This is a genomic window from Allobosea sp. (genome assembly GCF_030695125.1).
Lineage (GTDB): Bacteria > Pseudomonadota > Alphaproteobacteria > Rhizobiales > Beijerinckiaceae > Allobosea.
Map to the genome: position 1 here is coordinate 195,125 of NZ_JAUYTP010000068.1, position 13,322 is coordinate 208,446.

The 13,322-nt window shown below is 68.3% G+C and carries 13 protein-coding genes and 1 other RNA gene; 7 read left to right on the forward strand and 7 right to left on the reverse strand.

The window, feature by feature from the left end; genetic code table 11:
* Window positions 1-5 precede the first annotated feature (5 nt).
* From Q8S38_RS20605 to Q8S38_RS20625, 5 genes are all read right to left on the reverse strand, one after another.
* Window positions 6-1,766: a peptidoglycan D,D-transpeptidase FtsI family protein gene (locus tag Q8S38_RS20605; RefSeq protein WP_305682211.1), complete on the reverse strand. Its 1,761-nt coding sequence runs from the start codon at window positions 1,764-1,766 to the stop codon at window positions 6-8.
* Window positions 1,763-2,149, reverse strand: a complete 387-nt coding sequence (gene ftsL / locus Q8S38_RS20610; RefSeq protein WP_305682212.1) for a cell division protein FtsL — start codon at window positions 2,147-2,149, stop codon at window positions 1,763-1,765. Before ftsL ends, Q8S38_RS20605 begins: the two co-directional genes overlap by 4 nt.
* Window positions 2,150-2,152: 3 nt before the next feature.
* Window positions 2,153-3,208, reverse strand: coding sequence for a 16S rRNA (cytosine(1402)-N(4))-methyltransferase RsmH (gene rsmH, locus Q8S38_RS20615; protein ID WP_305682213.1), 1,056 nt, complete (start codon window positions 3,206-3,208; stop codon window positions 2,153-2,155).
* Entirely contained in the window at window positions 3,205-3,681 is a 477-nt protein-coding gene (locus Q8S38_RS20620) for a division/cell wall cluster transcriptional repressor MraZ (RefSeq protein ID WP_305682214.1), read from the reverse strand. Before Q8S38_RS20620 ends, rsmH begins: the two co-directional genes overlap by 4 nt.
* 344 nt (window positions 3,682-4,025) lie before the next feature.
* Window positions 4,026-4,490, reverse strand: a complete 465-nt coding sequence (locus Q8S38_RS20625; RefSeq protein ID WP_305682215.1) for a MarR family winged helix-turn-helix transcriptional regulator — start codon at window positions 4,488-4,490, stop codon at window positions 4,026-4,028.
* 229 nt (window positions 4,491-4,719) lie between these two features.
* Here Q8S38_RS20625 and Q8S38_RS20630 point away from each other — a divergent pair, with 229 nt between their 5' ends.
* Window positions 4,720-5,142, forward strand: a complete 423-nt coding sequence (locus Q8S38_RS20630; RefSeq protein ID WP_305682216.1) for an organic hydroperoxide resistance protein — start codon at window positions 4,720-4,722, stop codon at window positions 5,140-5,142.
* A gap of 160 nt (window positions 5,143-5,302) precedes the next feature.
* On the opposite strand, the gene rnpB is transcribed toward Q8S38_RS20630, so the two are convergent.
* An RNA gene (rnpB, locus tag Q8S38_RS20635) (RNase P RNA component class A) lies at window positions 5,303-5,710 on the reverse strand.
* A gap of 66 nt (window positions 5,711-5,776) precedes the next feature.
* Window positions 5,777-6,397: a transglycosylase SLT domain-containing protein gene (locus tag Q8S38_RS20640; protein WP_305682217.1), complete on the reverse strand. Its 621-nt coding sequence runs from the start codon at window positions 6,395-6,397 to the stop codon at window positions 5,777-5,779.
* 349 nt (window positions 6,398-6,746) lie between these two features.
* Between Q8S38_RS20640 and Q8S38_RS20645 the strand changes: the two genes are divergently transcribed.
* The 6 genes from Q8S38_RS20645 (at window position 6,747) to Q8S38_RS20670 (ending at window position 13,316) form a co-directional block, all read left to right on the forward strand.
* Complete coding sequence (locus Q8S38_RS20645; protein ID WP_305682218.1) at window positions 6,747-7,496, forward strand: J domain-containing protein; 750 nt, start codon at window positions 6,747-6,749, stop codon at window positions 7,494-7,496.
* Window positions 7,493-8,320 carry an N-acetylmuramoyl-L-alanine amidase gene (locus tag Q8S38_RS20650; RefSeq protein WP_305682219.1) on the forward strand — a complete coding sequence of 276 codons (828 nt, stop codon included), beginning with the start codon at window positions 7,493-7,495 and terminating at the stop codon, window positions 8,318-8,320. The genes Q8S38_RS20645 and Q8S38_RS20650 overlap by 4 nt, the downstream gene beginning before the upstream one ends.
* 144 nt (window positions 8,321-8,464) lie before the next feature.
* On the forward strand, window positions 8,465-10,135 hold the full coding sequence (locus tag Q8S38_RS20655; protein ID WP_305682220.1) for an efflux RND transporter periplasmic adaptor subunit: 1,671 nt from the start codon (window positions 8,465-8,467) through the stop codon (window positions 10,133-10,135).
* 145 nt (window positions 10,136-10,280) lie between these two features.
* Window positions 10,281-11,042 carry an ABC transporter ATP-binding protein gene (locus tag Q8S38_RS20660; RefSeq protein WP_305682221.1) on the forward strand — a complete coding sequence of 254 codons (762 nt, stop codon included), beginning with the start codon at window positions 10,281-10,283 and terminating at the stop codon, window positions 11,040-11,042.
* Window positions 11,039-12,271 carry an ABC transporter permease gene (locus Q8S38_RS20665; RefSeq protein ID WP_305682222.1) on the forward strand — a complete coding sequence of 411 codons (1,233 nt, stop codon included), beginning with the start codon at window positions 11,039-11,041 and terminating at the stop codon, window positions 12,269-12,271. The genes Q8S38_RS20660 and Q8S38_RS20665 overlap by 4 nt, the downstream gene beginning before the upstream one ends.
* Before the next feature lie 94 nt (window positions 12,272-12,365).
* A complete protein-coding gene (locus Q8S38_RS20670) occupies window positions 12,366-13,316 on the forward strand; it encodes a sensor domain-containing diguanylate cyclase (RefSeq protein WP_305682223.1) in 951 nt (316 codons plus the stop codon).
* Window positions 13,317-13,322: the final 6 nt, after the last annotated feature.

A 13,322-nucleotide genomic window follows, 5' to 3' on the forward strand; every position in this document is an offset into this window, starting at 1 on the left:
AAGCTTCAGCGCGTGCCCCAGGCTCCCACCCGCGCCATCAGCGGGAAGGGCGAGACCGGCGGCTCAAAGCGCGGCGGCAGGCCGAGGATCGGCGCCGTGCGCTCGATCACCTTGCCCGTGGTGATGCCGGCGTTCCAGGCGGCGGTCGAATAGCCGCCGCTTTCGGCATAGCCCTTGGGCTCGTCATAGATCGCCAGGAACAGGTATTTCGGCTTATCGGAGGGTGCGATCGCGGTAAACGTCGTGAAGTTCTTGTTCTTGGCGTAGCGGCCGTTGATCACCTTCTCCGCCGTGCCGGTCTTGCCGCCGACGAAATAGCCGGCGACATCGGCCTTCCGCGCCGAGCCCTTCTCGCCATTGAGGCGCATGATGAAGCGCATCGCCTCCGAGGTCTCGGGTTTGATCACCCGCACGCCGATCTTCTTCGCCTCGGCCTCCGAGCGTTTCAGGAAGGTCGGCGTGATCAGCGTGCCGCCATTGACCAGCGCCGCCACCGCCGCCATCGCCTGCAGCGGCGCGACCGCGAGGCCATGGCCGAAGGCGATCGTGGCCGTGTTGATCTCGCCCCAGCGCCCGGGAACGATCGGGGCTGCGCTTTCCGGCAGCTCCGTCGTCATCCGGTCGAGCTGCATCATCTTCTTCAGGAAGGCCTTGTGGCCCTCGACGCCGACGGCCAGCGCCATCTTGATCGAGCCCATGTTCGATGAATGCAGGAAGACCTCGGGTACGGTCAGCGTCCGCCCGGTGCCGTGATACTCGCGGATCACCTGCCGGCCGAAACGCATCATCCCGCCCGCGGTCGAATAGGTCGAGTTGATGTTGGCCTTGCCCGAATCCAGCGCCATCGCGATCGTCAGGGCCTTGAAGGTCGAGCCCATCTCGTAGACGCCGACATTCATCCGGTTGATCCGGTCCTTCTCCAGCGCGTCCACCGGATTGCCGGGGTCGAAATCGGGGAGCGACACCAGCGCGATCATCTCGCCGGTGTTGACGTCCATGATCGCGCCCGCGGCGGCGATCGCCTTGTATTTCTCGATGCCTTTCGACAGCTCGTCGCGCAGCGCATGCTGGACGCGCAGATCGATCGACAAGGTCATCGCCTTGAGATCAGAAGCCTGGGTGGCAAGCCCTGCGCCATTCAGATCCTGCAGCCCTTGCGAGTCGATGTATTTTTCCATGCCGGCGATGCCGACATTGTCGACATTGGCGAAACCCAGCACATGGGCGGCAGCCGGGCCGTTGGGATAGACGCGCTTGTTCTCGGGCACGAAGCCGACGCCGGGAATGCCGAGCCGGTGAACCTCGGCCTGCTGGCGCGGCGTGATCTCGCGCTTGACCCAGACGAAGCCCTTTTTGGTCGCGAGCTTGTCGCGCAGGTCCTTGGCGTCGAGATCGGGCAGGACGGCGGTGAGAAGCTCCGTCGCCTCGTCCTTGTCCAGGATCTTGCGCGGCTCGGCGAAGACCGAGACGGTGCGGATATCGGTCGCCAGCACATCGCCATTGCGATCGACGATGTCGGGCCTCGCGGCCGAAATCGCCGTGGTCGTGGCGCGGCGCAGGCCGACCTGCTCGTTGGGCAGCGTCGCCAGCATGACGAGCCGGCCGGTGATCGCCAGGAACAGAACCGAGAAGCCGAGGATCACGAGGCCGACGCGCGGCTCGCTCTTCTCGCCGCTCATGCGGAAGACGTTGCGCAGCGCGCCGAAGCGATGCGCCGGCGCAGCCTCGCCTTCGGGCTCGCCGGCGGTCGTCGTGGTCTCGCTCATGGGCGGCCTCCCGGCGTCGTGGCGCTCACCTTGCGGTCGCGCGGGGTCTCGGTCGGGAGCCCGAGACCCAGATCCTCGAGCTTGCGGCCGATGGCGTCGACCTTCGGCCCGCGATTGGGGACATCGGACATGCGGACGACCTGCGTCACCGAAAAGGCCTGGAGGTCGAGGTGACGGTCCGCCAGCGCCTGAACGCGGTCGGGGCGGTTCAGGAACTGCCACTCCGCCTTCAGGACCGCGATGGCGTCGCGCTCGCGCTGCGCCTTCATGCGGGTCTTCTGGAGCTGTTCGGCCTCGAGCGTGGTCTCGTACTTGATCGTGTAGGCGTAGAAGGCGGAGGACACGAGCGCGCCGATGGCGACGACATGGAGGAGCTTGATCATGACCTAGGGCCTCCGCCGGGGCTGGGGCGCGGGAATGCCCGCCAGGGCGACGAGATCGGGCTCAGGCTCCCGGGCCGGCGCGGCATTGCGCTCGGCGGCCCTCAGCTTGGCGGAGCGGGCGCGCGGATTGAGCCGCGTCTCGGCCTCGCCCGCCGCGATCGGCCCGCGGTTGACGAGGCTGAAGGTCGGCTGGGCGGCCGCGACGACGGGCGCATGGCGCGAGCCCGCCGGCGCCCGGCCGGAACGCTCGGCGAGGAACTGCTTGACGATGCGGTCCTCCAGCGAATGGAAGGTCACCACCACGAGCCGCCCGCCCGGCGCCAGCACGGCCTCGGCCGCGTGCAGCGCCGAAACCAGCTCGCCGAGTTCGTCGTTGACCGCGATGCGCAGCGCCTGGAACACCCGCGTCGCGGGATGGGCCGCGCCGGGCTCGGCCCAGACGATGCCGGCCACGAGCTCGGCCAGTTGCTTCGTCGTGGTCAGCGGCGCCTTGCGCCTGGCCTCGACGATGGCGCGCGCCACGGCGCGTGAACGGCGCTCCTCGCCGTAATGGTAGAAGATGTTGGCCAGCAGCCCCTCTTCCGCCTCGTTGACGAAATCGGCGGCGCTGCGGCCCTCGCAGCCCATCCGCATGTCGAGCGGGCCGTCGAAACGGAAGGAGAAGCCGCGCTCCGCCTGGTCGATCTGCATGGAGGAGACGCCGATGTCGAGCACGACGCCGTCGAGCGGCGCCATCTGGAAGCGCTGCGCCTCCTCGGCGAGGTCGGCGAAGCGCGCCTGCGCCAGCGTCAGCCGGCCGCCCATCGCCGCGACGAGACCGGCCCCGCCGGTGATCGCCGTCGGGTCGCGGTCGAGCGCGAGCAAGGTCGAGCCGGGCGCGGCCTCGAGGATGGCGCGCGCATAGCCGCCGGCGCCGAACGTCCCGTCGAGATAGCGCCCGCCCGGCCGGGGCGCGAGCGCCGTCAGGACTTCGGCGAGGAGAACCGGGATGTGAGGCGCGGAGACGCCATCGGCCGCCCCGCCGACGGCATCGTCATCCCGGGGGCCGCGACGTTTCATGCGCCTGCAAGCCCGGTCGACGGCAGGGGCTGCGAGCCGAGCGCGCGCTTCACGTCGCGCAGCCTCGCCTTCGCCGTCTCGAGATGGGCCTGGAAACGCTGCGGCTCCCAGATCTGGAACTTGTGGCCATGCCCGACGAAGGTCACCGCATCGGCAATCCCCGTATGCGCCTTCAGCGCCTCGCTCAGCATGATGCGCCCCTCGGGATCGACCTTGAGCACCTCGGAGGTGCCGTTGAGCGCTGTCGACAGCGATTCCCACTCCTCCGAAAAGGGCGAGAAGCGCGCCAGAATGTCGTCGATGGTTCGGCGCAACGCGTGGCCGCCCGCATCGAAGGCGGCGAGATCCAGCGCGGGATGGACATAAAGGCCCTCGTAGCCGTCCTTCGCCAGCACGGCGCGGAAGCTCGAAGGGATCGAGACGCGGCCCTTCGCATCGAGCCGGTTGGTGAAATTCGAGACGAAGCGGTCCATCAACGCCGCCCTCCGGCCCGGCCTCCACCTGACCGCCGGGCCCCGGAACGGGCGGGGCGGAAGCCCCCCGTCGAGGCAGACACGGCATCGGCACCGACCCGGATCCGCGCGGCACACGGACCTTGATCTGACGGTTGCCTGCCGGCCTCGACGGGATGATTTGGGATAGCATGGGTACTTATGGGCGTCAATGGAATCGGGCTTGCGGAGGCAGGCCTGAGAGCGTGCGCGACCATCACAGCTCGGTAAGGTTAAGTATCCGTAACCACGCGCGATTCCGCGTCCGGCGCCGCCGGGGGGCGGTTCGGGCACTCAAAAAAAGCGGCAAGAAATTTGGTCCGCGATCAGGTCCGGTCGCTGGCAGCCAGCAGCGCGACGCGCAGCGCGGCCAGATCGGCGAGCAGCCGGCCGTCCGGATTGAGGGCGGAGCCGATCGCCTGCCCCATCGCCTCCGGCACGCAGGCCCCCTTCTCGCGCAGCGCGTCGCCCACGGCGGTCAGGTGAAGCAGCACCTGGCGCTCGTCAGCGCTGCTGCGCCGGCGGCTGATCAGCCCCGCTGCCTCGAGCCGCTTGAGCAAAGGCGTCAGCGTGCCGGAATCGAGGGACAGGCGCTCGCCCACGGCCTTCACCGTGATGCCGTCGGATTCCCACAACACGAGCATGACCAGATATTGAGGATAGGTCAGGCCGAGCTCGGCGAGGATCGAGCGATACATCCGGGTGAAGGCATGGCCCGCCTGATAGACCGCGAAGCAGAGCTGCTCCTCCAGCCGCGGCCCGGGCCGACCGGGAACCTTTTTCGACGACATCGCTTCCCTATCTGCCTCTTGCGCTCGAAGCCCGAGCCCGGGCGCGGCACGGCGCGCCTGGAAAACCAGTTCTAGAACCAGACTCGACCGCGCAGAGCAATCAACTGCGCGTGAGCTACCTGTATCGATCGTTGACAATTAGATTGTGCGCGATCTAAGAAATCGACGCAAGGACATCGAGGTCGGGGACTCGATCCATCCCGGTGTCTCAACAGCGAAGGAGTTCGCCATGAAGATTCTCTACACCGCCCACGGCTCCGCGACCGGCGGCCGCGAAGGCAACGCCACCACCGATACCGGCAACATCAGCGTCGTCCTTCACACCCCCAAGGAGATGGGCGGCAGCGGCGGCGAGGGCACCAATCCCGAGCAGTTGTTCTCGATGGGCTATTCGGCCTGCTTCCTCGGCGCGCTGAAATTCGTCGCCGGCAAGGAGAAGGTGAAGATCCCGGAGGATGCCAAGGTCAGCGCCGATGTCGGCATCGGCCCGCGCGATGACGGCGGCGGCTTCGGCCTTGCGGTCAAGCTCACCATCTCGGTGCCGGGTGTCGACAAGGCCGTAGTCGAGGACCTCGTCCAGAAGGCCCACATCGTCTGCCCGTATTCGAACGCGACGCGGGGTAACATCCCGGTCGAACTAAAGGTCGCCTGACGACGGGTCGTTCGGCGCAGACCGAGCGATCTGGAAATTCGTTGCGGTGAGGCAGCTGGAGCGGGCATCGAGAACCGGAGCGGAGCGGACATCGGTCCGTGAGCACCGGAAGCGCAGATGATCGCTTCAGATGCCCGCCGCAGCGGATTTAGAGACGCGAGGTGCCAGTCGGCCTGTAAGCCGGGTTTTGGATGGCCGGAGGATCGCTCCCCCGACGTGACGGCCATTCCTCTGGGACGCGCATTGCTGCACGCCTCGAGCAACCAACCCGGACGACAAGGCCCAGAAACAGGCCCCTCCCCGCTTGCGCGAAAAGCATCGTCCCTATTCGGTTTTGCTCCCGGTGGGGCTTGCCATGCCGTCCCCGTTGCCGGGTCCGCGGTGCGCTCTTACCGCACCTTTTCACCCTTACCTGCGAGCCGAGGCACGCAGGCGGTTCGATCTCTGTGGCGCTTTCCCTGGGGTCGCCCCCGCCGGACGTTATCCGGCACCGTGTTTCCGTGGAGCCCGGACTTTCCTCCCTCGCGCAAACCTGAGTTCTTGCGAGAGCGGCCGTCCGGCCGACTGGCGGGAGGGCTAGTGCGCGCTCTCAGGTCCCGCGTCAAGGCGAGCCACCCGGACAGAGCGTGCCGTTTCAGTTGCTGGCGGTGATGGTGCGGACCTTGGCGCAATAGGTCCGGTTGGCGCCGTTCATCCGCGTCGCCATATGCCCGCTCTGGTACTTCATGATGGTGCGGCAGGTATCGCCGCCCGCGGCGCGATAGGCCATCGCCAGGTATTTCATGGCGTAGCGCGCATTGGTCTCGGCATCGAGCAGTCCCCCGGCGCCGCCGGAATAGCCCATGCCGCGCGCCGTCTGGTGGCGGATCTGCATCAGTCCGTAATTGCCGGCATTGGACGCGCGGGGATTGTAGCGGCTCTCGATGCGCACGACGGCATCGGCCAGCGAGAACGGCACACCGTTGGCGGCGGCGTGGCGCGCCACCAGCGCCTTCAGGCCTTCCGAGCCAACTGGGGCAGCAAGGGCTGCGCGTGCCGGCTTCTGCTTCGCGTCCACGGCCGAGGCGGCAACCGACCCGGTCGTCTCCGTCTTGTCCTCACCGGCCTCCGCAGCCGCTTTCGCGCGCTGGATCTCGGCGTCACGGACGATGAACGCGCGGGCGTCCGTCTCGGCATTGACCTGGGCTTGCGCCGACTGGAGGGAAGCGAGGCAAATCGCGAGCGCGGCGAAGGCGCCGCTGGAGGTATACCGCATCGTTGACTGAACCCTTACTGCCGCCAATTGGCTGGGAGGGCCAGTCCAGTGACCAGTAAATGCGACGAAAATCTGTCGGCCGATTCGGAAATTGGCTCGGTTTTGGCAGCTGGAGATCTTCTATACGTTATTTTACTATCAAGTATTAGCGCTGTATTCCGCCGGCAAGCGGCCCCTTCGTCGCGGCTAGCCTGTGTATTCCAGCCGGCTCAGCACTTTCTGCCTCCTTTTTGCCGCAATTGACGTTAGCGAGTCGATAAGATTCCCGATCGGGCGTGGGCGGGCTGTCGGCGCCCGCCTCTTCCCGCTATCATCGCGGCGTCAGCCCGAGGCCCGGAGTCGCCCGCATATGGTTTCGTCTTTCTGGGGGCTGCTGGGTGGCGGCAGCCTCGGCCTCGCGCTCGGTGGCCCGCTCGGCGCGCTCGTCGGCGCGCTCGCCGGCCATGTCCTGGTCGACCGCGAGGGCGCCCCGTTTGGCGCCGCCCCGCGCGAACTGGTCTTCACCACCGGCCTCGTCGCGCTCGCTGCCAAGATGGCGCGCTCGGACGGGGTCGTGACGCGCGACGAGGTCGCCGCCTTCCACCGCATCGTCACTGTGCCGCCCGAGCAGCAGGCGCGCATCGAGATGCTGTTCGACCTTGCCAAGCAGACCAGCGCAGGTTTCGAGGCCTATGCCGGGCAGATCGCCGAGGCCTTTCGCGACGAACCGGCCCTGCTTGAGGACGTGCTCGACGGCCTCTTCCTGATCGCCGCCGCCGATGGCGCGATCCACCAGGACGAGCATGCCTATCTGCGCGATGTCGCGACGATCTTCAGCATCGACGAGGCCGATTTTGCGCGCATCGAGGCCCGCCATGTCCGCCGCGCCGACGACCCCTATCTCGTGCTGGGCGCAAGCCGCGAGATGAGCGAGGCGGAGCTGAAGCGGCATTACCGCCAGCTGGTCTCCGACAACCATCCCGACCGCGAGATCGCGCGTGGCCTGCCCGAAGAGGCCGTCGCCATCGCCACCCGTCGCCTCGCCGCGATCAACGCAGCCTGGGACGCGATCGAGCGCGAGCGCGGCCTGCGGGCGCGGCTGACGAGCGAGCCCGCATGACCCCGACGCTGACCGCCCCGACCATGCAGCCCGACAGCCGCTTCGCCGCCAAGATCTTCCCCTCCCCCAACCATGGCGAACGCAAGGGCGGCGCCGCCGAAAAGGAGGGCGGCCCGACCGAAGGCGCGCCCCGTCGGCCCGACATGCTGATCCTGCATTACACGGGGATGGGGAATGCCGGCGAAGCCCTGCAATGGCTGTGCAACCCGGTCTCGCAGGTCTCCTCGCATTACTTTGTCTTCGAGAACGGCCACACGCTTCAGCTCGTGCCGGAAGCGCGCCGCGCCTGGCACGCCGGGGCCTCGCACTGGGCCGGCGAGAGCGACATCAACTCCTGCTCGATCGGCATCGAGATCGCCCATCCCGGCCACCCCGGCGGCCTGCCCGATTTCCCGCAAGAGCAGATCGCCGCCACGCTCAACCTCTGCCGCGACATCTGCGAGCGCTGGGCCATTCCGCCCGAGCGCGTGCTCGCCCATTCCGACATCGCCCCGGGCCGCAAGATCGACCCCGGCGAGAAATTCCCCTGGCGCCACCTTGCCGAAGCCGGCGTCGGGCTCTGGAGCGAACCCGCCCCGATCTGCAGCGGCCGCTTCTTCGCCCGTGGCGACGCAGGCCAGCCGGTCGAGGCCCTGCAGGCGATGTTCGCCATGCTGGGCTACGGCGTCTCGGTCGACGGCGTCTATGACGAGAAACTGGAGGCCGTCGTCGCCGCCTTCCAGCGCCACTGGCGCCCTGAAAAGGTCGATGGCGTCGCCGATGCCTCGACGATCACCACGCTGCGGGATTTGCTGGCGGCGACGCAGGAGGGGCGGACGGGGTGAGCGGCGACGCCCGTATCATTCGCGAAATAACCGGAAACGTGCGGGTTTTCGAACATTGCGGTAAGTTAACTCGCCGTTCGCACGCCCTTCTGGCATGGTCCGACGGATAACGCAGGCTCGCCTGCGCGACGATGGGGACGAACTTTGCGCAAATGGCTGATCGGATCGGGACTGGCGGCCCTCGTCGTGGCGGCCGGCTACTGGACGCTGCGTCCCGCCGGGGGGCCCACCAGTGAGGCCGCCTTTCGCACGGCGCCGGTCGATCGCGGCCAGATCACCGCGGCCGTGCGCGCCACCGGCACGCTGACGCCAATGACGACCGTGCTGGTCGGCTCGCAGCTCTCGGGGCAGATCGTCGAGATTCTCGCCGACTATAATTCGCAGGTGAAGGCCGGACAGGTCGTCGCGCGGCTCAACAGCGACCAGATCAAGACGCGCAGAGACGCCGCCCAGGCCGACGTCATGCAGGCGCGGGCCGATCTCCTGGTCAAGCGCGCCCAACTCGACCGCGCCCGCTCGACCCGGCTCAAGGCCAATTCGACGGTCAAGGACCTGGAAGCCCAGCGCGACCGCATCGCGGCGCAACTTGCCGATGCGCGGCGCACCTTCGAGCGCCAGAACGAGCTGTTCAGCCGCAACACCGGCTCGCAGCAGGCGCTCGATACGGCCCGCACGCAAGTCGAGGTCCAGGTCGCGACGCTGGCCTCCGGCGAGGCGCAGGTCGCCTCGGCGAAGGCCGAGCTCAACGGGCTCGATGCCGACATCCTGCTGGCCGAGGGGCAGGTGAAGTCCGGCGAGGCGCTGATCGCGCAGCGCGACGCCAAGCTGAAGGACATCCTGATCGACCTCGAGCGCACCGACATACGCTCGCCTGTGGACGGCGTCGTCGTCCAGCGCCAGGTCGATCTCGGCCAGACGGTCGCCGCCTCGCTCTCGACGCCGACCCTGTTCCAGATCGCGCAGGATCTGCGCACCATCGACATCTACGCCAATGTCGACGAGGCCGATGTCGGGCGCCTGAAGGCCGGCCAGCCGACGACCTTCACGGTTAACGCCTATCCCAGCCGCACCTTCGAGGGCCGCGTCGAGATGGTCAGGCTCGGCGCGCAGACCATCCAGAACGTCGTCACCTATACCGGCGTGATCCGCGTCGACAACGCCGACATGGCGCTGCTGCCGGGGATGACCGCCAATCTGCAGGTCGTGACCGAGGATCGCCGCGATGTGCTGCGCGTCGCCAATGCGGCCCTGCGCTTCCGCCCGGCCGGAATGGCCGCGGCGACGCCTGCGGCGGCTCCCCGGGCCGCATCGGGAGAAGGCACCGCGCAGGCCGGTCGCGGCGGCACGCAGGGCGCCGCATTTCGCGAACGCATCGAGACCGAATTGCAGCCGACGCCGGAGCAGAAGCAGGCGATCGCCGCGATCATGCAGGAGCGCCGTGCAGGCACCCGCGAAGCCATGGCCGGGCTCACCGAAGAGGAACGCGGCGCCGCCTTCCGCAAGGCCCGCAGCGAGATGGTCGCCAAGGTCGCGGCCGCCCTCGATCCCGAACGCAAGGCCAAGTTCGCGGCGATGATGCAGCAGGGCCGCGCCGCGCCCCAGCAGGGCACGCCGGGCCGCGTCTATGTTCTGGGCGAGGACGGCCAACCGAAGGCGGTTCCCGTGATGCTCGGACCCACCGACGGCGCCTATACCGAACTCGTCTCCGGCGAGTTGAAGGAGGGCCAGGTCGTGATCATCGGCGGTGGGCCTCGCGCCACGACTGCCCCGGCTGCTGCGGGAGGACCGCCGGTGCGCGGACCGCGGCTGTTCTGATGGTGGCCCGCGCCCTCGCGACGCGCGTCATGGTCGGGCTTGACCCGACCATCTCGGAAACCAGTGCGTTCTCGTCCAGAGATTCTCGGGTCTACGCTCCGCTCCGCCCGAGAATGACGCGCCTGCCCCGCACGGGACACCCCCCATGCCCCTGATCGAAGCCCGCGAGCTCTCCCGCGTCTACGACCTCGATTCCGGCCGCGTCACGGCGCTCGACCGGGTCTCGCTCGACATCGCGGCGGGCGAGCTGGTCGCGGTGATGGGCCCCTCAGGATCGGGCAAATCGACCTTCATGAATCTGATCGGCTGCCTCGACCGGCCCAGCGGCGGGCATTACCGGCTCGATGGCGTTGCGGTCGAGACGCTCGGCAGCGATGGGCTCGCCGCGCTGCGCAACCGCAAGCTCGGCTTCGTCTTCCAGCAGTTCAACCTTTTGCCGCGCGTCGATGCCTGCGCCAATGTCGAATTGCCGATGGTCTATGCCGGCGCCGACCGCAAGACGCGGCGGCAACGCGCGCTGGCCGCGCTCGGCCGAGTCGGCCTCGGTGAGCGCGCCCATCACCGCCCGATGCAGCTTTCCGGCGGGCAACAGCAGCGCGTCGCGATTGCGCGCGCACTGGTCAACGAACCGCGCCTGCTGCTCGCCGACGAGCCGACCGGCGCGCTCGACAGCCGGACCGCATTGGAGATCCTCGCCCTGTTCCAGGACCTCAACCGCGAGGGCGTCACCGTCGTGCTCGTCACCCATGATGCGGAGGTCGCCCGCCACGCCCGCCGCGTCATCCGCTTTCGCGACGGGAAGCTGTTGAGCGACCAGCGCCAGGAACCCGCCGACGCCCGCAGCGCCCTGGCGGCGCTCGACGCCGCGGCCCCCGCAACCGAACGACTCGCGGAGGCGACATCATGAGCCTGTGGGAAGCCGTCCGCTCCGCCCTTTCGGCCATCGGCGCCAATGCGCTGCGCTCGGCTCTGACAATGCTCGGCATCATCATCGGCGTCGCGGCCGTCATCGCCATGGTCGCGATCGGCTCGGGCGCGCGCGAACGGGTGACCTCGCAGATCAAGTCGCTCGGCGCCAATCTCGCCATCATCCAGTCCGGCAACGTCACGCAGGGCGGCGCGAGGCTGGGCGCAGGCGCCTCCTCGACGCTGACCGACGAGGACGCGACCGCCATCGCCAGGGAGATCGACGACGTCGTGGCGGCGGCGCCCGTCATCGTCACCCGCGCCCAGGCGGTCTATGCCGGCAGCAACTGGTCGACGCAGATCACCGCGACCGATCTCGATTTCTTCACCGCCCGCGAATGGGATGTCGCCGAGGGCCGCCTGTTCGAGCCGGAGGAGCTGCGCCGCGGCGAGATCGTCGCCATCATCGGCCAGACGGTCGCGCGCAATCTCTTCGGCGAGCAGAACCCGCTCGAGCAGCAGTTCCGCATCCGCAACGTGCCCTTCAAGGTCATCGGCGTGATGGCGCCGAAGGGCCAGTCGGCGCTGGGGCAGGACCAGGACGACGTGATCTTCGTGCCGCTCGACACCGGCCGGCGCCGCATCGTCGGCCGCAACTACGCCCGCGACCGCTCGGTCCAGACGATCATGGTCAAGTTCGCCAGCGAGGACGCGATCGCGCCCGGCATCGAGCAGACCAGCGCGCTCCTGCGCCAGCGCCATCGCCTGATGCCGGACCAGGACGACGACTTCATCGTCCGCAACCTGACCGAGATCGCCAACACCGCGACCCAGGCCGCCACCACCCTGTCCTGGCTTTTGGCGGCGGTGGCCGGCGTCTCGCTGCTGGTCGGTGGCATCGGCATCATGAACATCATGCTGGTCTCCGTCACCGAGCGCACCCGCGAGATCGGCCTGCGGCTCGCTGTCGGCGCGCGGCAGCGCGACGTGCTGGCGCAGTTCCTGATCGAGGCGACGACGCTGGCCACCATCGGCGGCGCGGTCGGGATCGCGCTCGGCGTCGGCTCGGCGCTCACAATCGCGCGAATAGCAGGCTGGCCTTCCGTCGTCTCGATCGAGACGATCCTGATCGCCGTGGGCGTTTCGGGCATGATCGGGGTGTTTTTCGGCTTCTACCCCGCCCGCCAAGCGGCCAGGCTCGACCCGATCGAGGCGTTGCGACGAGAATAAGCCGACCGCTTTCGCGCATCCCGGAAAGAGACGTTTAACACCACCGACCTATCTTTCGCGAGATGGCCCACCAAGACCTCGCGGACCCGCATTGATGCTCGATACCCGCACGGCGCCGGGCGCAATCAGCGCCGCAAGCCTCTACGAGCAGGCTCTGCTCGGGCCGGGCGGCGCATGGTGCTGCGATCTCGCCACCGAGGTTCTGACCTGGACCGACGGAGTCTATGACCTGTTCGGCATCAAGCGCGGCCTGAAGCTGAACCGGGCGATGTCGCTCGACGTCTATCAGAGCCAGAGCCGCAGCGAGATGGACCAGCGCCGGGCGGCCGCCATCAAAACGGGCAAGGGCTTTGCGCTCGACTGCCAGCTCAGGACCAACGGCCAGAGTCGCTGGATGCGCCTGCGCGTCGGCGTGACCTATGAACATGGCCGACCGACCCGAATCTTCGGTTCGAAGCAGGACGTCACCGCCGAAAAGAAGATGTGGGACGGCCTCGTGACGATCGCCGGGTATGACCCGCTGACGGGTCTGGCCAACCGCCGCGCCTTCGAGGAGGCGACGCGCGAACTCAGCCGCCATGCCGAGGGCTCTCATGGCTTTGCGCTCGCCGTGCTGTCGATCGACGATCTCGAGACGATCCGCGCCGAGCACGACCAGGCCGGCGCGCAGGCGTGCCTGCGCGGCATCGGGGAACGGCTCGCCCGGCTCTTTCCGGACGCGGTTCTGGTTTCGCGGATCGGCGGCGGCGAATTCGCGCTGCTGCTGCGCGTGTCAGGCGGCTCGGGCGGCCTGTCGACCACGCTCAACAACGCCCACCGGCTGCTGTCCCGCCCGGTGCCAAACGGCCCGGGCGCCATCGCGATCGGCCTGACGGTCGGCGCGGCCTTGCTGAAACCGGCGCATCGCAACGAGCCCGGGAGGCTGTTTGCAGAGGCCGATTCAGCGCTCTACGTGGCCAAGGCAGCAGGCCATGACTGCGTGCGGGTCTTCGACGGCATGATCGCACGCCCGGTCATGGCCGCCGCGGCCGCAGGATCAGGCTGAACCGGG